Below are 21,324 nucleotides of genomic sequence, written 5' to 3' on the forward strand. Positions count from 1 at the left end.
CCGGCAAGGCACTCACAGGCGCCTCATATTTCCGGGAGGTCTCAACTCGGAAAAGACCCATGGCCAACCTTGTATTCGATCTTGCCCAGCTGGCGAGAAGTGGACTATACCTGTCGGCGTTTCCTGCACAACCCTGCACTACCCGACCGCGGTGCCGGGGAGGATCCGGTTCACCGCCTGAGTCCTGGAGAAGGCGAGGACTTGAGCATGGGATCCACTTCCGCAGCGAACGGTTCCGAAGGTGTGGGCCGGCGCGATCTGATCAAGCGGTCCGCCGCACTTGGTCTGATCTCCGTGCCGACGATGAGTTTCCTGTCCGCGTGTGCCAGCGGTGGCGGCGACAACAGCAATAACGACAACTCCGGGGGCAAGACGTCCAAGTCGAACCCCTTCGGAGTGAAGAAGGGCAGCAAGCTCGACGTCGTCGTCTTCAAGGGCGGATACGGCGACGACTACGCCAAGGCGTGGGAGGCGAGCTTCCAGAAGAAGTGGGGGATCACCTCCACCCACACCGGTACCCAGGAGATCACCGGCAAGCTCCAGCCCCGCTTCAACGGCGGCACCCCGCCGGACGTCGTCGACGACTCCGGCGCCCAGCAGATCAAGATCGACGTCCTCTACAAGAACGGCCAACTCCTCGACCTGGCCGTGGTGCTGGACTCCCCGTCGATCGACGACCCCTCCAAGAAGGTGCGCGACACCCTGATCCCGGGCACGCTCGACCCGGGCATGCAGGAGGGCAAGATCGTCGCCCTCAACTACATCTACACGGTCTGGGGTCTGTGGTACTCCGGCAAGCTCTTCAAGGAGAAGGGCTGGGAAGAGCCCAAGACCTGGGACGACTTCATCGCCATCTGCCAGGACGCCAAGAAGCAGGGCATCGGCGGTCTGGCCCACCAGGGCAAGTACCCGTACTACATCAACGTCGCCATCATGGACATGATCGCCAAGAAGGGCGGTCTGGACGCCATGAAGGCGATCGACAACCTCGACCCCAAGGCCTTCGTCGGCTCCGACGCCGCGCAGGCGGGCGTCGAGGCGATCTACGAGGTCGTCGAGAAGGGCCTGTTGATGCCCGGTACGAACGGCCTGACCCACACCGAGTCCCAGACCCGCTGGAACCAGTACAAGGCCGCGTTCATCACCTGTGGCTCCTGGCTGGAGAACGAGCAGCTCAAGCAGACGCCGGCCGACTTCGACATGAAGTTCATGCCGATGCCCCTGCTGCCGGACAGCAAGCTGCCCTTCGAGGCGATCCGCGCCGGCTCCGGCGAGCCCTTCATCATCCCGGCCAAGGCCGGAAACCTGGCCGGGGCCAAGGAGTTCATGCGGATGATGCTCTCCAAGGAGTGGTCGACGCTGTTCGCCAAGGAGGCGAACTCGCTGACCATCCTCAAGGACGGCGTCGACCCGAGCGTCACGCTGCGCCCGGGCACCCAGTCCACGGTCGAGGTGTCGAAGGCGGCCGGGGACAACACCTTCCGGTTCCTGTACACCGAGTGGTACAGCGAGATGGGCACCGCCATCGAGGCGGCGTCCAACGAGCTGATGGCCAAGCGCATTCAGCCCAAGGAATGGCTCAAGCGGGCCCAGGCGGCGGTCGACAAGGCGGCCAAGGACCCGGCCTCCAAGAAGAACCACCGCGACTAGCTCCGCCAAGGGCGCCGGGGCTGTGAACCGGTGTGAGATGCGGATTGTCCGTGGGTGGTCGCGCCCGCGCGGCGGAGCCGCACATCGGCACAGCCCCGCGCCCCCTTCGGGGGCGCTACACGGACCGGAACACCAGGGGCAGGAACGCCATGCGCAAAGGGCAGTACAGGTTCGTCGCGGGATTTCTTCTCGTTCCCGTGGCGCTCTACCTGATCTTCGTCATCTGGCCGTACGTCCAGACGTTCGGCTATTCGCTCACCGACTGGAAGGGTGAGTCGCAGACTTTCAGTTTCGTCGGACTGGACAACTACAAGGCGTTGTTGCAGGACGACATCTTCCTGAAGGCCATCTGGCACAACATCCTGTTCCTGGTGTTCATCCCGGTGATCACCATTTTGCTCGCCCTGTTCTTCGCGTTCATGCTGAATGCGGGCGGGCGCAGCCGGGCCGGAGGTGTCCAGGGAGTCGCCGGATCCAAGTTCTACAAGATCGTCTACTTCTTCCCGCAGGTCCTCTCGCTCGCGATTCTCGCGGTTCTGTTCAATGCCGTGTACCGCAGTGACGGTGGCGGTCTGCTCAACGGTTTCCTGATCAAACTCGGCCTCGTCGACGCGAACAGTCCCGTGGAGTGGCTCAACGAGCCCAACCTGGTGCTGTGGGCGCTGATGCTGGTCGTGGTCTGGCACGGGGTCGGCTTCTACCTCGTGCTCTTCTCGGCGGCCATGCAGTCCATCCCGAGGGACATCTACGAGGCCGCCCTCATCGACGGTGCCCGCCGTTCCCAGTCCTTCTTCCGCATCACGCTGCCCCTGCTCTGGGACTCCGTGCAGACGGCCTGGGTCTATCTGGGCATCGTGGCGATGGACATGTTCGTGCTCGTCTCGTCGATGACACAGAACATGGGCGCGTACGGCGGCGGCCCCGACCACGACAGTGAAGTCATGGCCACCGTGATGATGCGCAACTTCCTCTACTACGGGAAGAGCGGCTACGCCTGTGCCATGGGCGTGGTCATGCTCGTCCTCACCCTGATCCTGTCCGTGGTCACGCTGCGCGCCACCCGCCGCGACCGCATCGAGTTCTGAGCGGAAGAGACGACGACGATGAGCGCACCTCTCAAGGAGACGGCCCCCGCGGGTGGTTCCGTCCCGGCCCAGCCCTCGGCCGGCAGCACGCCGGCCCGCCCCGGCGACTCGCGCGGCGAAGGCGTCGTACTGAACGTCTTCTCGCACGGATTCCTCGCCCTGTGGGGGCTGCTGATCGTGCTGCCGCTGCTGTGGCTGGTGCTCAGCTCCTTCAAGACCAATGTCCAGATCGGCGGTTCGGCCTTCGGCTGGCCGCAGCACTGGTCGTTCGGCGTCTTCTCCCGGGCCTGGGACAAGGGCATCGGCGACTACTTCCTCAACACCGTCATCGTGCTGGTCTTCTCGGTACCGCTGACGATGCTGTTCGGCTCGATGGCGGCGTACGTGCTGGCCCGCTACCAGTTCTGGGGCAACCGTTTCCTGTACTACTTCTTCGTCGCGGGCGCGATGTTCCCCGTCTTCCTGGCCCTGGTCCCGCTGTTCTTCATGGTGAAGCGGCTGGACATGCTGAACACCTACCAGGGTCTGATCCTGGTCTACGTGGCGTACTCGCTGCCGTTCACGGTGTTCTTCATGCACGCCTTCTTCCGGACCCTGCCGACGGCGGTCTTCGAGGCGGCGGTCCTCGACGGTGCCTCGCACACCCGGACCTTCTTCCAGGTGATGCTGCCGATGGCCAAGCCGGGTCTGATCAGCGTCGGGATCTTCAACACGCTCGGCCAGTGGAACCAGTTCATCCTGCCGACCGTCCTGATGCAGCCGCAGAGCGGCAGTGATCCGGAGCGCTACGTCCTCACCCAGGGGCTGATCCAACTGCAACAGCAGCAGGGGTACGCCTCGGATCTGCCCGTCCTCTTCGCGGGCGTGACGATCGCGATGATCCCCATGCTGGTCGTCTATCTGTCCTTCCAGCGCCAGGTGCAGGCGGGACTGACCTCGGCCACGCTGAAGTAGCGGACGCGGAGGTGTGCCAGTGGGCGCCGGCAGCATGCCGGCGCCCACTGGCATGTCGGGACCACCGAGGCCGCATCCCCACATCTGAAATTCGCACCCGCAATTCGCACACCGGTTCCCATTCAGCGTCCCTTGTGTGAACCCACAAGGTTTCCGCGGCTGAAGGATTCGGTATGTGGGCCCATGTCCGCACGTCAGCCCAGTGCGGACCCCTTGGAGGGCCCGCGAGAGCCGCCTCCGAGGCAACGCCGCCCTGCTCTGGGGTGGCGTACGCATGTCCGGAGGGTGTCCGGGGCCGGGTGGGAGAAGTGACAGCGATTTCCGTCTAGGTCTTGACTGCGACAACCCGTTCGGCAGAGCTTGGAGTTCATAACTTGTAAGTGGCCCGGTTCCGCAGATGTGACCTGGGCCACGGGCGGCATCGTGGCCGCCCGCCGATGGCAGGAGTGGATGGGTCGATGGAGACTCCGGGGTCGCAGTCGTCGCTGCACCGGGCCAACCTGGAACGAGTCGTACGGGCCGTGCGGCTGGCCGGGTCGCTCACGCAGGCGGAGATCGCGCGCACGACCGGCCTGTCCGCCGCGACGGTCTCCAATATCGTGCGGGAACTGAAGGATGGCGGAACCGTCGAGGTCACGCCCACTTCATCCGGTGGACGAAGGGCCCGCAGCGTCTCCCTGAGCGGCGACGCCGGCATTGTCATCGGCGTCGATTTCGGGCACGCCCATTTGCGCGTGGCGATCGGGAATCTCGCCCACCAGGTGCTGGCCGAGGAGTCCGAGCCGCTGGACGTCGACGCCTCCGCCAGCCAGGGCTTCGACCGGGCCGAAGAGCTGGTCAACCGGCTGATCGAGGCGGTCGGGGTGGACCGTTCGAAGGTCGCCGGGGTGGGCCTCGGCGTCCCCGGGCCCATCGACGTCGAGTCCGGCACCCTGGGCTCCACCGCGATCCTGCCGGGCTGGGGCGGCACCAAGCCCGCCGAGGAGTTGCGCGGGCGGCTGGGCGTGCCCGTGCACGTGGACAACGACGCCAACCTCGGTGCCCTCGGCGAGCTGGTCTGGGGCAGTGGCCGGGGCGTGCGCGACCTGGCGTACATCAAGGTCGCCAGCGGTGTCGGCGCCGGCCTGGTGATCAACGGGAAGATCTACCGTGGACCCGGCGGCACGGCGGGTGAAATCGGACACATCACCCTCGACGAAGCCGGTCCGGTCTGCCGCTGCGGAAACCGCGGATGTCTGGAGACCTTCACGGCGGCCCGATACGTTCTTCCGCTGCTCCAGTCCAGTCATGGCACCGACCTGACCATGGAAGGCGTCGTACGGTTGGCTCGGGACGGTGACCCGGGCTGCCGTCGGGTGATCGCCGACGTCGGCCGTCACATCGGCTCCGGAGTGGCCAATCTCTGCAACCTGCTGAACCCCAGCCGGGTGGTCCTCGGCGGCGATCTTGCCGAGGCCGGAGAGCTCGTTCTGGGGCCCATCAGAGAGTCCGTCGGCCGCTACGCGATCCCCAGCGCGGCACGGCAGTTGTCCGTTCTCCCGGGGGCCCTCGGCGGCCGCGCCGAGGTGCTCGGAGCGCTCGCTCTCGCGCTCAGCGAGATGGGTGATTCGACCCTTTTGGATGGGTCGGTGCCCGCGATTGCTCCCGCCTTCACTTAGAGAACGGATGGCACCGTTGCCATCTCGTTAAGGATTTACTTCTTGACGTCGCACGTGTGGCCGAGTTGACTTCCAGCCACCTCGGCCGCAACGACGCGGCCTCGTCAGGGAGGTTTCTGAAGTGAACACGCGTATGCGTCGTGCGGCCTTCGCCGTTGCTGCTGGTGCCATGGCCGTTTCGCTGGCCGCATGTGGCAGCGCCAAGGACTCCGGCAACAAGAGCTCTGCTTCCGAGTCGTCCGTCAAGAAGGGCGACAACATCAAGGTCGGTCTCCTTCTCCCCGAGAACAAGACCGCGCGGTACGAGAAGTTCGACCGGCCTCTGATCGAGAAGAAGATCAAGGAGCTGACGAACAACAAGGCGGAGATCCAGTACAACAACGCCCGCCAGGACGCCAACCTCCAGGCCCAGCAGGTCGACACGATGATCACCAACAAGGTGGACGTGCTCATCCTGGACGCCGTGGACGCCAAGGCCATCCAGAACTCCGTCCAGAAGGCCAAGGACGCGGGCATCAAGGTCGTCGCGTACGACCGTCTGGCCGAGGGCCCCATCAGCGCGTACACCTCGTTCGACAACGAGGCGGTCGGCAAGGCCCAGGGCGAGGCCCTGCTGAAGGCGCTGGGCAGCAAGGCCACCAAGTCCTCCAAGATCGTCATGGTCAACGGCTCGGTCACCGACCCGAACGCCGCGCAGTTCAAGAAGGGCGCCCACTCCGTCCTTGACGGCAAGGTCACGATCGCCAAGGAGTACGACACCAAGGAGTGGTCGCCGGACAACGCCAACTCCGAGATGGAGACGGCGATCTCCGCGGTCGGCGCCAAGAACATCGCGGGCGTCTACTCGGCCAACGACGGCATGGCCGGCGGTATCATCACCGCCCTCAAGGCGGCCGGCCTCTCCGTGCCGGTCACCGGCCAGGACGCCGAACTCGCGGGCGTGCAGCGCATCATCGCCGGTGAGCAGTACATGAGCGTCTACAAGCCGTACGCCCCCGAGGCCGACGCCGCCGCCGAGATGGCCGTCGCGCTCGCCAAGGGCGAGGACCTCTCCTCGATCGCCAAGGACAAGGTCTCCAGCGGCTCGGCCACCGACGTCCCGTCGGTCCTCGTCCCGGTCACCTCGCTGACGAAGGACAACGTGAACGACACCGTCATCAAGGACGGCGTCTACACCGCCGCTGACATCTGCACCGGCAAGTACGCGTCGGCCTGCACCAAGCTCGGCATCAAGTAAGCGGCGTCAAGTCCCGGCACAATCACGGGGATCCGTCATGGGTCCCCGTACGGGACTGACCCCTCCAGGCTCCTCCGGCGCCCCGCGCATCAGACAGCCCCGCAAGCTCGCCGCGGGGCGCCGGACGGAACATCCCCCCAAACTTCTGCACAACCTCCCGCCGGGTCAGGCGGCGAAGGAGATGGTTCACGTGTCCGCTACGCCCGTGCTGGCGTTGCGCGGGGTCTCCAAGCGGTTCGGTGCCGTTCAGGCGCTCACCGATGTAGAGCTTGAGGTCCACGCCGGTGAGGTGGTCGCCCTGGTGGGCGACAACGGCGCCGGAAAGTCCACGCTGGTCAAGACGATCGCCGGCGTGCACCCCATCGATGAGGGCGTCATCGAATGGGAGGGCAAGCCCGTGTCGATCGGCAGGCCGCACGACGCCCAGGCCCTGGGCATCGCGACGGTGTACCAGGACCTCGCGCTGTGCGACAACATCGACGTCGTCGGCAACCTGTACCTCGGCCGCGAGCTGAGGAAGTGGGGCGTCCTCGACGAGGTCGAGATGGAGCGCCGCTCCCGCGAGCTGCTGACCACGCTGTCGATCCGCATCCCCAGCGTCCGCATCCCGATCGCCTCGCTCTCCGGCGGTCAGCGCCAGACCGTGGCCATCGCCCGTTCCATGCTCGGCGAGCCCAAGCTGGTCATTCTGGACGAGCCCACCGCCGCCCTCGGTGTCGAGCAGACCGCCCAGGTCCTCGACCTCGTCGAGCGGCTGCGTGAGCGCGGTCTTGCCGTCGTCCTCATCAGCCACAACATGGCGGACGTGAAGGCCGTGGCCGACAAGGTCGCCGTCCTGCGCCTCGGCCGCAACAACGGCGTCTTCGAGGTCAAGACGACCTCGCAGGAGGAGATCATCTCCGCCATCACCGGCGCCACCGACAACGCTGTGACCCGTCGTGCCGCGCGCTCGACCGGGGAGGTTTCCAAGTGAGCATCGACAAGACCTCCGCGTCGCCGCAGGACGACAGCGTCGTGGAGAACCCTGAGGCGGCTGCGGCCGCCGTGACCGCCGTAGACCCCCGCCTGCTCGTGCGCGAGCAGGGCCTCGCGGGCTACCTCGGCGAGTTCAAGCGCAAGCTGAAGACCGGTGAACTGGGCTCCCTCCCGGTCGTCCTCGGTCTGATCATCATCTGCATCATCTTCCAGAGCCTCAACTCCAACTTCCTGTCCGCGCAGAACATCAGCGACATCACCGTCACGATGGTCGGCACGGGCATGATCTCCGTCGGCATCGTCTTCGTGCTGCTGCTCGGCGAGATCGACCTGTCGGTCGGCTCGGTCAGCGGCGCGGCCAGCGCCCTCGCGGCCGTCCTCGCGGTCAACCAGGGCTGGCCCGAGTGGGTCGCGGTGCTCGTCGCCATCGCCGCGGGTGCGGCCATCGGCGCGACGCACGGCTTCTTCTTCGCGGTGCTCGGCGCCCCCGCCTTCGCCGTGACCCTGGCCGGTCTGCTGTTCTGGCTCGGCTTCATGCTCAAGGTGCTGGGCGCGAACGGCACGATCAACCTCGACAGCGACGGTCTGATCGGCAAGCTCACCACGTACTTCTTCACCGACGTGGTTGCCGCCTACGGTCTGGCCCTCGTCGTGGTCGTGGTGTTCTTCGTCACCTCCTTCCTGGGCAACCGCCGCCGCGAGGCCGCGGGCGTCCCGTCCCGGCCGCTCAGCGACACGTTGATGCGTACGGCGCTGCTCGCGATCATCTCCTTCGCCGCGGCGTACATGTACAACCAGTACAAGGGCCTGCCGCTGGCCACGGTGGTCTTCCTGGCCTTCCTGATCCTCACCGACTTCGTGCTGCGCCGTACCGCGTACGGACGCAAGATCTTCGCGCTCGGCGGCAGCGTCGAGGCGTCGCGTCGTGCGGGTATCAACGTCACCTCGGTGCGGATCACCGTGTTCGCCATCTCGGGCGGCCTCGCGGCGATCGGCGGTCTGTTCCTGGCCTCCAAGATCGCCTCGGCCAACCAGAGCGCCGGCACGGGTGACCTGCTGATGAACGCGATCGCCGCGGCGGTCATCGGTGGTACGTCGCTCTTCGGCGGTCGTGGCCGCACGTGGAACGCGCTGCTCGGTGTGCTGGTCATCGTGTCGATCCAGTACGGACTGCAGCTCGAGTCCATCGCGGAGCCGGTGAAGTACATGATCACGGCGGCGGTCCTTCTGACCACCGTGGTCATCGACTCGGTCACGCGTAAGACTCAGAAGACGGCGGGTCGCGCCTGACCGGCATCGCCGTTGGACGACAGTGCCCGGTGCCTTCAAGGTGCCGGGCACTGTCGTGTCGTACAGAGACGGAACATTAGAATCGTCGGGCCCGGCAACAGCTCGATCAGCGATACTGCAAGGAGGCACGGGTGCCGCTGCTGACCCGCATCAGGGGACCGCGCGATCTGGACCGGCTCAGCCTGGAGGAGCTGGACCAGCTGGCGGAGGAGATCCGGAGCTTCCTCGTGGACGCCGTCTCCAAGACCGGCGGCCACCTCGGCCCCAACCTGGGCGTGGTCGAGCTCACTCTCGCCCTGCACCGTGTCTTCGAGTCGCCGAAGGACAAGGTGCTCTGGGACACCGGTCACCAGTCCTATGTGCACAAGCTGCTCACCGGGCGTCAGGACTTCTCCAAGCTGAAGATGAAGGGCGGCCTGTCCGGCTACCCCTCGCAGGCCGAGTCCGAGCACGACGTCATCGAGAACTCCCACGCCTCCACCGTCCTCGGCTGGGCCGACGGCCTCGCCAAGGCCAACCAGTTGCACGGGCGCGACAGCCATGTGGTCGCCGTCATCGGTGACGGGGCCCTGACGGGCGGCATGGCGTGGGAGGCGCTGAACAACATCGCCGACGCCAAGGACCGGCCCCTCGTCATCGTCGTCAACGACAACGAGCGGTCGTACGCCCCGACCATCGGCGGACTCGCCAACCACCTGGCGACGCTGCGGACGACGGACGGGTACGAGCGTTTCCTCGCCCGCACCAAGGAGGTCCTGGAACGGACCCCCGTCGTCGGCAGGCCGCTCTACGAGACCCTGCACGGGGCGAAGAAGGGGTTCAAGGACTTCATCGCCCCGCAGGGCATGTTCGAGGACCTCGGCCTGAAGTACGTCGGCCCGATCGACGGCCACGACATCGAGGCCCTGGAGTCGGCTCTCGCGCGGGCCAAGCGGTTCGGCGGGCCCGTCATCGTGCACTGCCTCACCGAGAAGGGCCGCGGCTACCAGCCCGCCCTCCAGGACGAGGCCGACCGCTTCCACGGCATCGGCCCCATCCACCCCGACACGGGCCTGCCGATCAAGGCCTCGGGCGCCGACTGGACCTCCGTCTTCGGCGACGAGATGGTCAGGCTCGGCCAGGAGCGCGAGGACATCGTCGCGATCACGGCGGCGATGCTCCAGCCGGTCGGTCTGAAGAAGTTCGCGGACGCGTTCCCGGACCGGATCTACGACGTCGGCATCGCCGAGCAGCACGGCGCCGTCTCCGCGGCCGGCCTCGCCGTCGGCGGCGTCCACCCCGTCTTCGCCGTCTACGCCACCTTCCTCAACCGGGCCTTCGACCAGGTGCTGATGGACGTGGCCCTGCACAAGTGCGGCGTCACCTTCGTGCTCGACCGTGCCGGCATCACCGGCACGGACGGCGCCTCCCACAACGGCATGTGGGACATGTCGATCCTTCAGGTCGTGCCGGGGCTGCGCCTCGCCGCGCCGCGCGACGCCGACCAGGTCCGCGCCCAACTCCGCGAGGCCGTCGAGGTGGAGGACGCGCCGACCGTCGTGCGCTTCTCGAAGGGCGCCGTCGGCCCCGCCGTACCGGCCGTCGGTCGGGTCGGAGGCATGGACGTGCTGCGCGAGCCGGGGACGGACATGCCCGACGTGCTCCTCGTCTCCGTGGGCGCCCTCGCGCCGATGTGCCTGGAGATCGCCGCTCTGCTCGAGAAGCAGGGCATCACCACCACCGTCGTCGACCCGCGTTGGGTCAAGCCCGTCGACGAGGCCATGGCCCCGCTGGCCGAGCGGCACCGCGTGGTCGTCACCGTCGAGGACAACTCCCGCGTCGGCGGCGTCGGGTCGGCCGTCGCCCAGGCCCTGCGGGACGCGGGCGTCGACGTACCGCTGCGCGACTTCGGCATCCCGCCGCGCTTCCTCGACCACGCCTCCCGCGCCGAGGTCATGGCCGAGATCGGGCTCACCGCCCCCGACATCGCCCGCCAGGTCACCGGGCTGGTCTGCAAGCTGACGGGCGGCCGGTTCGACGGCCGGGCGAACGAGGTCGACTCCGTGGAGTCCGCACGCGACTGACACGCCCTCGGGGCCGGGTTCACCACTGCCAGAGTGGTGAAATCGGCCCATTTGCGTGAATACACCCGCGCCGGGGCATACGTACCACGCCCCCTCTCGATCATGTCGAGGACGACAAGCGTGGGAGGTACCCCGTGACCAGCACCCTCTTCCGGACGAAGAAGGTCGAGCAGTCCATCCTCGACACCGAGGAGCCAGAACACGCGCTCAAGAAATCCTTGTCCGCGCTGGATCTGACAGTCTTCGGTGTCGGAGTCATCATCGGCACCGGCATCTTCGTCCTGACCGGCAAGGTCGCGAAGGAGAACGCGGGACCCGCCGTCTCCCTGGCCTTCGTCGTGGCCGGCGTCGTCTGCGCCCTCGCCGCGCTCTGCTACGCCGAGTTCGCCTCCACCCTCCCGGTGGCGGGCTCCGCGTACACCTTCTCGTACGCCTCCCTCGGGGAACTGCCCGCCTGGATCATCGGCTGGGACCTGGTCCTGGAGTTCGCGCTCGGCACTGCGGTGGTGGCCGTCGGCTGGTCCGGCTACGTCCGCTCGCTCCTCGACAACGCGGGCTGGCACCTGCCCGCGTACCTCTCCGGACGGGACGGCGCGCACGGCTTCGGCTTCGACGTCCTGGCCGCCGCGCTGATCCTGGTCCTCACCTGCATCCTCGTGCTCGGCATGAAGCTGTCCGCGCGGGTCACCGAGCTGGTCGTCGCCATCAAGGTCACGGTCGTCCTGATCGTGATCATCGCCGGTGCCTTCTTCATCACGTCGGACAACTACAAGCCGTTCATCCCCAAGGCGGAGCCCGTGCCGGCGGGCGGCAGCCTCAAGGCCCCGCTCATCCAGCTGATGGTCGGCTGGGCGCCGTCCAACTTCGGCGTGATGGGCATCTTCACCGCCGCCTCCGTCGTCTTCTTCGCCTTCATCGGCTTCGACGTCGTGGCCACCGCCGCGGAGGAGACCAAGAACCCGCAGCGCGACATGCCCCGCGGCATCCTCGGCTCCCTGTTCATCTGCACGGCGTTGTACGTGGCGGTGTCGATCGTCGTCACCGGTATGCAGCACTACAGCAAGCTCTCCGTGGACGCCCCGCTCGCCGACGCGTTCAAGGCCCTCGGGCATCCCTGGTATGCGGGCGTGATCAGCTTCGGCGCCGCCGTCGGTCTGACGACGGTCTGCATGATCCTGCTGCTCGGCCAGACCCGCGTGTTCTTCGCGATGAGCCGCGACGGACTGCTGCCCCGCTTCTTCTCCCACGTCCACCCGCGGTTCCGCACCCCGCACCGCCCGACCATCCTGCTCGGCGTGATCATCGCGGTCATCGCGGGCTTCACCAGCCTCAGCGAACTCGCCGAGCTGGTGAACATCGGCACGCTGTTCGCCTTCGTCCTCGTCGCGATGGGCGTGATCATCCTCCGCCGCACCCGCCCCGACCTCCACCGCTCCTTCCGCACGCCCTGGGTGCCGTTCCTGCCGATCGTGTCCGTCCTGGCCACGCTGTGGCTGATGCTCAATCTGCCCGCCGAGACCTGGCTGCGGTTCGCGATCTGGATGGTGATCGGCTTCCTCGTGTACTTCCTGTACGGCCGCTCGCACAGCCGCCTCGGCCGCCACGAGGAGACCACCCTCGCCGAGGTCACCCGCAACCGCCCGCCCGGGGACGCCCAGGCGTAACCGATCGCACGGCACTCGACCGGCTTGCCGCCCCGGCCCCGTATGTCCCGCTTCGTGGGGACTACGGGGCCGGATAGCGTGCTCCCCATGCTTGCCGCGCCCCTGGCCCCCGCCAGGTCAACAGCCGTACGGACGGCGTACTGGACGCGGCTGCTGCCCGCGCTGGCGGCGCTGGCCTGCGTCACCCGGGCCCCGTCCTTCACCCGGCCGCTGTGGAACCCCGACGAGGGCTATCTCGCCGTACAGGCCCGGATGCTGGCGCACGGCGGGCAGTTGTACGACACGGTCGTGGACCGCAAGCCGCCGATCGTGCCGTGGCTGTACCAGGCGGCGTTCGCGTTCGGCGGCTCCGGTTCGCTGACCTCGGTCCGGATCCTGGCCGTCCTCGCACAACTGCTCACCGCCGTCCTGCTGGCCTCCCTCGCCCGCCGCCGCTGGGGCGACACCGCGGGCCGTACGGCCGGAGTGCTCTATCTGCTGGTCTCCGTCGGACTCAATCCCGAGGACGCGCAGGCCGCCCTCTTCGAGGTCTTCATACTGCCCTGCACGGCCGCCGCCCTGTGGTGCGCCGACCGCCGCCGCTGGGGGGCGGCCGGGGTCGCCGTCGCCTGCGCCGTCCTCACCAAGCAGACCGGCGGAGCGGTGCTCGTGCCGGTGGTGTGGATGCTGCACCGGTACGGCGCCCAGCAAGGCAGTGTTCTGCGGCTGGCCGCCGGCGTGGCGGTCCCGGTGCTGTGCGCGGCCCTGCTCACCGACCCGGCGGCCTTCGTGTTCTGGACGGTCACCGGCTCGGGCGCGTACGCCTCCTTCACCGGCTCCGAACTCCACGTCGTCGTCCGGGCGTTGGCCAACACGGTGATCCTGGCGGCGGCCTGCGCGGGCCTGCTCCCGGCCCTGGTACGGGCGCCGCGCATCGCCCGCGCCTCGGCGGCGGACCTGTGGGTGTGGCTCGCGTCCTCGGCCGCGGCCGTCGTCGCAGGCTTCCACTTCTTCGGCCACTACTACCTGCAGCTCACCCCGCCGCTGGCGCTCCTTGCGACGGCCGCGCTGCGCTTTCTGCCCCGAGAGCGGCTGACGGCGGCGCTCTTCACCTCCGTCTGCTGCTGCTCCCTGTTCCTGACCTGGGGTCTGTTGGCCCCCCGCCCCGAACTCGCCCACGCCCAGCGCCTGGCCGCCGCCGTCGCCGACCGCACGTCACCGGCCGACCGCGTCCTGGTGTGGGGGATACACCCGGAGACGTACTGGCTGGCCGACCGCGCCCCGGCCAGCCGCTATCTCACCGCGGGCCTGCTCACCAACTACAGCGGCGGCCGGGGCGACTCCCGGGTGGGCGAGAAGTACGCCGTCGAGGGCGCCTGGCCCGTCTTCCGCGCGGAACTGGCCCGCCATGCCCCGGCCCTGGTGATCGACGACTCCCGGGGCAAGCCGTACGCCCCCGAGCGGCTGCCGAGCCTGCGGGGCCTGCTCGCGGCACGCTACGAGGAGGTGGGGAGGGTGGACGGCGCGGTGCTGTACGCGCGCGTGGCGAAGGACTAGGGAGTGCCGCCCAGCACCGAGCGCGGCCCGGTCACCTCCGCCCCCAACTCCTTGACCCTGCCGCGCAGTTCACGGTCAGCCGTGATGACCAGGCAAGCACGGCCCGGGTTCTCCGCGACCAGCTCGACGATGCGGTCGTCACCGCTGCCCGGCGCCGGCACCACCCGGACGCCGGACGCGGACTCCACCCCGCGCGCGGCGCCCTCGACGACGAGCACGAGCTCCACCGGGTTCGGATGCCCCGGCAGCCCCTCCGAGGCCAGCCGGTCCCGCAGCCGCTCGGCGGCCCCCTTCCGGTCCCGCCACCACCCGTCGGGCACCGACCCGACCACGTTCGCGGCGTCGACGATCACGAGGAGCGGGAGGGGGGTGTCCGTCGTATCCGTCATGTTCATAATGGCCTCAGTTTGTCACGGGTTCTTCGCCCACCCGCGAGTGATCTCGCCGATCGCGGCGGCCGCCCGCTCGGTGGCTCGCCCGCCGGCGCGCACCGCGGGGGAGAACTCGACGTGCAGGAACGGTACATGGTCGTCGTCGGCGACTCGGCCCTGCACGTTCTCCCGGCCCTCCAGCGGACAGGACCGTGCCCAGGCCCGGCACACCTGGAAGCCGTGCGCGCGCAGGGCGTCGGCCAGCCTGCGGCCGTCGTGGCGGCCCGCCGACCCGGCCCCGGTGGAGGCGACCGCGTCGTAGCCCGGGGCGGAGGACGCGGCGAAGCCGTGCACCTGGATCCCGGGGATCCCGCGGCGGGCCAGCTCGTCACAGATGGCACCGAAGACGGTGTCGTGACGGTGCGCCACGTCAGCGGAGTTCCCGGGTCCGGCTTTGCGATGTGCTCCCGCAATCACCAGGATTCCGCCGGGGGCGGCGTGCAGCACCCGCACGCCCAACTGTTCGGTGCCCCGGTCGAAGACGGGATGCGGGACCTGGACCGACCAGCCCGGGCGGTGGTCCAGGTCGAGGTAGACCCGGCCCCAGCCGCGCGGCGTCACGGCGTCGTCGGTGCGGTCGGCCACCTCGGCCCAGCGCCGTCCCGAGGCCCGGTCGACGACAGTGCGCACCGTGAAGTCCCGTTGCGAAAGCTGCTGTTCCGCTTGGGTGCGGTGGCCGTCGAGCAACAGCCCGACCGCCGCGGCCACGGCCTCGCGGTCGGCTCGGCCGGGTGGCCGGTAGCCGCGGTCAGGGGCGAACCGGCTCGTGTAGTCCGTGACCGCGCGCGCCAGGTCGATCTGCTCGGCACCCTTGGGGACACGCCGGCCGGCATCATCCGTCGCCTCGCCGCGGGTGGCGTTCAGGACGGCGGGCAGCGCACCGGCGAGGCCAGTGACGATCAGCAGAATTGTTGCGATCGTTATGATTCGTGAGCGGTTGGCTCTCATGGCTGTATCAAGATATCCCGGTGAACAGACGCCTGAGCCGCACCCTGCTGATCCCGCTCTCCCTCGTCGCAGCCCTGGCCGGCTGCGGCCTCGTCCAGGACGACGCGAACGACCAGGGCGGCGGGCGCTCCTTCACCGTCGCGGCCGCCGGCGACATCCTGATGCATCCGGAGCTGGTCGATCAGGCGCGCAAGGACGCAAAGCGCACCGGCAAGGGCGTGGACGGGCTGGACTTCGGGCCGATGATGGCCGGTATCGAGCCGGTGATCAGCAAGGCGGACCTGGCGATCTGCCACTTCGAGCCGGTGATGGGCACGCCGAAGGGCCCGTTCGAGGGCTTCCCGGACTTCCAGGTACCGCCACAGACCGCGAAGACGATCAAGGACATCGGGTACGACACCTGCTCCACGGCCTCCAACCACACGCTCGACCACGGTTACGCGGGCGTGAAGCGCACCCTGGACGCGCTGGATGGCGCGGGCGTGAAGCACACGGGCTCCTTCCGGACCCAGAAGGAGGCGCTCACCCCGCTGGTCATGGACGTCAAGGGTGTCAAGGTCGCGCAGATATCGTTCGCCTACGGTTTCAACGAGCCGCACACGCTGCCGAAGGACCAGCAGTGGCTCGCCAACCAGCAGGATCTGGGCCGGATCGAGGCCGCCGAGCAGCTGGCACGCAAGGCCGGTGCCGAAGTGGTGATCCTCTCCCTGCACTGGGGTCGCGAGCATCATCCGGAACCCTCGTCCTCGCAGCTGTCCTTCGCCCGGCAGATCGCCCGGCAGACGGGCATCAACCTGGTCATCGGCCATCACGCGCACGTCGTGGAGCCGATGGAGAAGGTGGACGGGACCTGGGTGACCTACGGCCTCGGCAACCAGATCGCCCGGCATGAGGTGCCGACGGGGCTGACCGAGGAGGGCGTGATCGCCTGGTTCACGTTCACCGAGCACGGCAAGGGCAACTGGGAGGTCCAGCCCCGCTTCGAGCCGACGCTGCTGACGATCCCGCCGGACGCCGAGAACGTCAGGGACGGCGGCACGGCCACCTACACGGACGACGATGTGCGGGACTACCGTCTGCTGGACGTGCCCGCCGCCCTCCGGGACGACCACGACCTGACGGACGCCCAGCGGGCCCGGCTGAGGCTCGCCTTCGAGCGCACCGAGGGCACCCTGCTCAACCGGGGCGCCGCCCAGGACGGCCTGAAACCGCTGACGCCGCTGCCCGAATGACGAACACCTCTGCCCGGCCCTGATCATCTAAACGCAAATGTTGCACAGATCACACCGGATCGTGTGCAACGTTATGCGGTTCTTACCTGTCTGAATTCTGCGGTGTACTTGTGCGACGGGTGTGCCCGGAGTGCACGCACAACCGAAAAGCTCTTCCCGCTTCCCCGTGCGGAACCGGTCGCCCGCACACCCCGAGAGGACCCTCCCTTGGCGCCACCGCCCCCGGCGCGGCAGCACCGAGCCCGCCGCCGAGCCGACATGTCGCTGATCGGAGGCATCCGCCCGCCGATCGCGGTCCTCTCGGTGCTCCTGTTGTCGCTCGCCGCCGTCACGGCACTCGTGCTGGGCCGCGTCGACAACGGCGGGATACCGAAGGCCGTGCTGACGTCCCAGCAGCACTTTTCGGAGGACGGCGCCATCGCACTGCGCGCCTCCATCGACGAGTCCGTCACCGACATCACCCGGTCCGCCGCGCTGTTCAGCGCCGGGCAGCCGGTGTCCGGCGACGCCGTCCTCGACAAACTCGGCAGCACCTACCAGAAGTGGATGGGCACCGCCGTCGTCGAGATCAGCACCGGCAAGCTGGTCGCGGCCCGCGGTGAGACGGTGCCGCTGACCTCCGTGGACACGGCCTCCCTCGGCGGCGAGAACGGACTGGCCCCACGCATGGTCCAGTTGAAGAACGGCGAGGTGCGTCTGCTGTCCTTCGGGCTGCTGACCTGGCCGGGCAAGCCGCAACTCCTGCTGGTGGCCTCCAGCACCCTGAAGTTTCCCGGCATCAGCCTCGGCCAGTTCCGCTCCATCGCCGTGGTCGACCGGGACGGCGCGATCCTCAGCAGCGACGGCATCCCCGAACCCGAGCAGGCGAGCAACAGCATCGACCGCAAGGAGATCGCGGCCTCCGGCAAACAGCTCGACGACTTCGCCCGGCGTGCGGCCCGCGAGGCGCAGCGGGATCCGCGCAGCAGCAAGGAGCCCGGCACCGGCGGCTACCAGGGCGTCAGCGGCAGCCTGCTCGGCGAGCGGTTGCTGGGCGACCGGTCCGTCGCCGGATACGCCACGCTGGCCGCGCCCCAGCCCGGCGAGGCCACCACGGCCTCCGGGCTCGGCCTCTCCGTGGTCTCCATGGTCAGGGTGACCGAGGACACCGCCCGTGCCCATTCCCAGGTGTTCGGTCTGCTGGCAGGCGGCGCGCTGCTCGTCATCGGCGGACTGGCCGTGGCGGTCCTGCTGGGAACCGTGCAACGCCCGCTCATCCGGCTGTTTCTGGAGTCCCGCCGGCTCACCCGGGGCGACCTGACCCGGCCCGTCACCGTCCCCGGCTACGGTGAGACGCATCGCATCGGCAACGCCCTGGAGCAGTTGCGACATCAGCTCGGCCAGGCCGCCGGAACCTCCGGCCCACCGCCGCGTCCGCGCGGACTGCGCCGGGTGGGCACCCGAGCCCTCCTCGCAGTCTGCGCGGTGCTCCTGCTGGCCTGGGCCGCACCGCTGATGCTCCTGTTCAACCGCGCGGACACCACGACCGTCATACCCCGGCAGCTCGTCGACGACCAGCGTGAACGCACCGACACGCTCAGCGACCGCGTGCGCCGCGCGCTCAACGAGGGCGACGCCGACCTGCAGTCGGTCGCGTCCCTGATCGGCGACCGGACCGAACCCGAGGCCATGGGCGAGGTGCTGGAACGCACCTTCAACGAGAACCAGCGCTACCGTTCGCTCTACGTCGTCGACTCCTCCGGCGAGATACAGGCCCGGGAGGGCAAGAAGCCCCAGGTGATCGAGTCCAAGCGGGTCTCCGGCACCCCCATCCGGCTGCTGGGCCACGGCGGCAAGGAGCCCGTCCTCGTCGCCACCGCGGAGATACCCGGCCGCAACGGCGCCCACCTGGTGGGCGAGTTCCGCATCGCGTTCCTCAACGCCCTGCTGAATCGCCCGGGGCTGGGGGTGGTCCGGCTCGTGGACGACCAGAGCAGGGTCATCGCCGGCAACACCGGCTTCCTGGCCTTCCAGTCGCTGCCCGACGCTCACCTGAAGGACCTCGTCGCGGCCAGTGCCCAGCGGCTCGGCAAGAAGGCGCGGCCCAACGGCGTGCTCTATCGCGAGCACGGGGTGCGGATCGCCGCCGCCGCGCCGTTCTCCGGCAGCGGCTCCGCCGAGTCGCTCGGCTGGAGCGTGGTCAGCTGGCAGTCCGCCGACCGGCTCGCCATCCCCGGGTACGAAGCCCAGAACCGCACCATCCTCGCCGGGCTTCTCGGCGCCACCGCGGCCGCCGCCTGCCTGGGCTGGCTGCACATCGTGGTGGCCCGGCCGCTGCGCACGCTGGCGGACCGGGCCGAGGCGCTGGCCGGGGGCGACCGCAAGACCGTTCTCTTTCCGCAGCACCACGACGAGGTCGGGGCCGTCACCCGATCCCTGGAACTCATCCGGCAGCAGCTGGCGGACCAGAGTCGGCAGCAACCCCGCCGCACCCCACCCCGGCCGTCCACGCCGCAGCAGTACACAAGGAACTGATCGCCCGTGCTCTTCCTCTACACCGTGCTGCTGGTGGGCTGCGCGATCCTGCTCCTCGCGGGCATCGTGGAGCAGCGCCGGCACTTCACCAACCTGGACCACATACCCACCCGGGTCCTGGTCAACGGCATCCGCGGCAAGTCCTCCATCACCCGGCTGTGCGCGGGTGCCCTGCGCGGCGGCGGCCTGACGACCGTCGCCAAGACCACCGGCACCGCGGCCCGGTTCATCCACCCGGACGCCACCGAGGAGCCCGTCTACCGCAAGTTCGGCATCGCCAACGTCGTCGAGCAGATCGGCATCGTGCGGCGCGCCGCCGCGTACAAGCCGGACGCGCTCGTCATCGAGTGCATGGCCGTCATGCCGGCCCTGCAGGAGATCAACCAGTCCAAGCTGATCCGCTCCACGATCGGCGTGCTGTGCAACGTCCGTGAGGACCACCTCGCCGAGATGGGCCCCACCCTGGACGACGTGGCGCGTTCGCTGTGCCGCTCGATGCCGGAGGACGGCATCTGCGTCACGGCCGAGAAGGACCGCTTCCACATCCTCCAGGAGGAGGCGGACGCCCGGAACTGCCGACTGGTCTACGCCGATCCCGAAACGGTCAGCGACGAAGAGCTGCGCGGCTTCAGCTGGTTCACCTTCAAGGAGAACGTGGCCATCGCGCTGACCGTCGCCGAACTGCTCGGCGTCGACCGGGAGACGGCTTTGCAGGGGATGTACGAGGCCCCGCCGGACCCCGGTGTCCTCTCCGTCGAGCGCTATCTGACGCCCGAGGGGAAGAAGCTGCGGTTCGCCAACGTCTTCGCGGCCAACGACCCCGAGTCGACGCTGATGAACATCAACCAGCTGCTCGACCTCGGCGCCGTCAACCGTCCGCTCAACGTGGTCATCAACTGCCGCCCCGACCGCGTCGAACGCAACGGGCAGATGGGCGAGATCATCCCCGACCTCGACCCCGAGCGCGTCTTCGTCATCGGCCACCCGGCCAAGTCCGCCATCGACGCCATCCCGGCCGAGTTCCGCTCGCGCGCCGTCGACCTCGGCGGCGACAAGCGCGACCCGGAGGAGTTCATGGCCAGGCTCCTCGAGCTGCTCGGCCCGGACTCCTCGCTGGTCGCGATCGGCAACATCCACGGCCAGGGCGAGATCCTGCTGGAGCACCTCGCCGAACTGCCGCCGGACGACTCCGCCGCCGAGCCCGTGGCCCCGCCCAGCCGCGCGGGGGCGGCACCCGCGGTGCCCGAGCACGTCGAGACAATGCAGCTGTACGCGCCCCGCATCGACCCGTACCAGCGCTACTCGGAGGCGTACGAGTCGCGTTACGCGCAGCAGCCGTACGTCCCGCAGATCCCCCTGCAGGGCGACGCCGTACATCCGTATCCGCAGCAGGAGCGGGTGAGCCGGGCAGGGAACGGCCAGGCGTACCCGCAGGACGCGTGGACGCAGCCGTACCACGGCGACCAGCCCCACTCCGCCGTGCCGCAGGCGCGTCCCTCCGCCGGACAGGCCCCGCCCCGTGGGCCGTTCGAACCCCGCACACGTCCCCAGCCCTCCGCCGACGACAGCCAGCAGTGGCACAGCCCAGGAGAACAGCGTTGATCCCCTCTGTCCTCACCCCCGAGATCGCCGCGATCGGCATCGGCCTGGGCCTGATGTTCTCGTTGATGTGCTACCTGACGACCAACCTGTCGCCCGGCGGCATGATCACGCCGGGCTGGCTCGCGCTCACCCTCATCGAGGATCTGCAGCGGGCCGCGCTGGTGGTCGGGGTGACCGTGCTGACCTACCTCACCACGCTGCTGCTGCAGCGCTTCGTGATCCTGTACGGCAAGCGGCTGTTCGCGGCCGTGGTGCTCAGCGGCGTCCTCATCCAGGCCACCGTGATCATCGTGCTGCAGATGGAGTTCCCGCTGCTGTACGCCAACCAGACGCTCGGGTTCATCGTCCCTGGCCTGATCGGCTACCAACTGGTCCGCCAGCCCAAGGGCGCGACGCTGCTGTCCACCGGATCGGTCACCCTGGCCACCTATGTGGTCCTGACCGCCGGCATCCTGCTGGGCGCCCTGCCGTCCTCCTGAACCCGT

Annotated in this window: 16 protein-coding genes; 14 read left to right on the forward strand and 2 right to left on the reverse strand. The window is 68.7% G+C overall.

Going from position 1 to position 21,324, the window contains the following annotated elements:
• The first annotated feature begins 207 nt into the window (after window positions 1-207).
• The 10 genes from ngcE (at window position 208) to ACFYXB_RS07590 (ending at window position 14,112) form a co-directional block, all read left to right on the forward strand.
• Entirely contained in the window at window positions 208-1,650 is a 1,443-nt protein-coding gene (gene ngcE, locus ACFYXB_RS07545; protein ID WP_389578818.1) for an N-acetylglucosamine/diacetylchitobiose ABC transporter substrate-binding protein, read from the forward strand.
• A gap of 149 nt (window positions 1,651-1,799) precedes the next feature.
• Window positions 1,800-2,735 (forward strand): sugar ABC transporter permease, encoded by a 936-nt coding sequence (locus tag ACFYXB_RS07550; protein WP_351350624.1) that lies wholly within the window; start codon window positions 1,800-1,802, stop codon window positions 2,733-2,735.
• 18 nt (window positions 2,736-2,753) lie between these two features.
• Entirely contained in the window at window positions 2,754-3,689 is a 936-nt protein-coding gene (locus ACFYXB_RS07555; protein ID WP_389578822.1) for a carbohydrate ABC transporter permease, read from the forward strand.
• Between the two features lie 458 nt (window positions 3,690-4,147).
• Window positions 4,148-5,347, forward strand: a complete 1,200-nt coding sequence (locus tag ACFYXB_RS07560) for an ROK family protein (RefSeq protein WP_389578825.1) — start codon at window positions 4,148-4,150, stop codon at window positions 5,345-5,347.
• A gap of 133 nt (window positions 5,348-5,480) precedes the next feature.
• Window positions 5,481-6,584, forward strand: a complete 1,104-nt coding sequence (locus ACFYXB_RS07565) for a sugar ABC transporter substrate-binding protein (protein WP_389579522.1) — start codon at window positions 5,481-5,483, stop codon at window positions 6,582-6,584.
• A 181-nt stretch (window positions 6,585-6,765) separates the two neighbouring features.
• Entirely contained in the window at window positions 6,766-7,557 is a 792-nt protein-coding gene (locus tag ACFYXB_RS07570) for an ATP-binding cassette domain-containing protein (protein ID WP_389578828.1), read from the forward strand.
• Window positions 7,554-8,849, forward strand: a complete 1,296-nt coding sequence (locus ACFYXB_RS07575) for a sugar ABC transporter permease (protein WP_351350632.1) — start codon at window positions 7,554-7,556, stop codon at window positions 8,847-8,849. The genes ACFYXB_RS07570 and ACFYXB_RS07575 overlap by 4 nt, the downstream gene beginning before the upstream one ends.
• Before the next feature lie 131 nt (window positions 8,850-8,980).
• The gene (gene dxs, locus ACFYXB_RS07580) at window positions 8,981-10,912 is read left to right on the forward strand and encodes a 1-deoxy-D-xylulose-5-phosphate synthase (RefSeq protein ID WP_389578831.1); all 1,932 of its coding nucleotides are present in this window, start codon (window positions 8,981-8,983) and stop codon (window positions 10,910-10,912) included.
• A gap of 134 nt (window positions 10,913-11,046) precedes the next feature.
• Window positions 11,047-12,576 carry an amino acid permease gene (locus tag ACFYXB_RS07585; RefSeq protein WP_389578834.1) on the forward strand — a complete coding sequence of 510 codons (1,530 nt, stop codon included), beginning with the start codon at window positions 11,047-11,049 and terminating at the stop codon, window positions 12,574-12,576.
• A gap of 87 nt (window positions 12,577-12,663) precedes the next feature.
• Window positions 12,664-14,112: an ArnT family glycosyltransferase gene (locus ACFYXB_RS07590; protein WP_389578836.1), complete on the forward strand. Its 1,449-nt coding sequence runs from the start codon at window positions 12,664-12,666 to the stop codon at window positions 14,110-14,112.
• On the opposite strand, the gene ACFYXB_RS07595 is transcribed toward ACFYXB_RS07590, so the two are convergent.
• A complete protein-coding gene (locus ACFYXB_RS07595) occupies window positions 14,109-14,501 on the reverse strand; it encodes an NTP pyrophosphohydrolase (RefSeq protein ID WP_389578839.1) in 393 nt (130 codons plus the stop codon). The two genes, ACFYXB_RS07590 and ACFYXB_RS07595, sit on opposite strands and share 4 nt — an antisense overlap.
• 21 nt (window positions 14,502-14,522) lie before the next feature.
• Window positions 14,523-15,491, reverse strand: coding sequence for a hypothetical protein (locus ACFYXB_RS07600; RefSeq protein WP_389578840.1), 969 nt, complete (start codon window positions 15,489-15,491; stop codon window positions 14,523-14,525).
• Between the two features lie 20 nt (window positions 15,492-15,511).
• Here ACFYXB_RS07600 and ACFYXB_RS07605 point away from each other — a divergent pair, with 20 nt between their 5' ends.
• The 4 genes from ACFYXB_RS07605 to ACFYXB_RS07620 all read left to right on the forward strand — a co-directional run bounded on the left by ACFYXB_RS07605 (window position 15,512) and on the right by ACFYXB_RS07620 (window position 21,318).
• Window positions 15,512-16,723, forward strand: coding sequence for a CapA family protein (locus tag ACFYXB_RS07605; protein ID WP_389578843.1), 1,212 nt, complete (start codon window positions 15,512-15,514; stop codon window positions 16,721-16,723).
• Window positions 16,724-16,981: 258 nt separating this feature from the next.
• Window positions 16,982-19,237 (forward strand): HAMP domain-containing protein, encoded by a 2,256-nt coding sequence (locus ACFYXB_RS07610; RefSeq protein ID WP_389578845.1) that lies wholly within the window; start codon window positions 16,982-16,984, stop codon window positions 19,235-19,237.
• A gap of 6 nt (window positions 19,238-19,243) precedes the next feature.
• Window positions 19,244-20,839 (forward strand): poly-gamma-glutamate synthase PgsB, encoded by a 1,596-nt coding sequence (pgsB, locus tag ACFYXB_RS07615; RefSeq protein ID WP_389578847.1) that lies wholly within the window; start codon window positions 19,244-19,246, stop codon window positions 20,837-20,839.
• Complete coding sequence (locus tag ACFYXB_RS07620; RefSeq protein ID WP_389578850.1) at window positions 20,836-21,318, forward strand: poly-gamma-glutamate biosynthesis protein PgsC/CapC; 483 nt, start codon at window positions 20,836-20,838, stop codon at window positions 21,316-21,318. The genes pgsB and ACFYXB_RS07620 overlap by 4 nt, the downstream gene beginning before the upstream one ends.
• Window positions 21,319-21,324 lie beyond the last annotated feature (6 nt).

Origin of the sequence: Streptomyces sp. NPDC002619, from assembly GCF_042889305.1 — a bacterium.
Classification (GTDB): Bacteria; Actinomycetota; Actinomycetes; order Streptomycetales; family Streptomycetaceae; genus Streptomyces.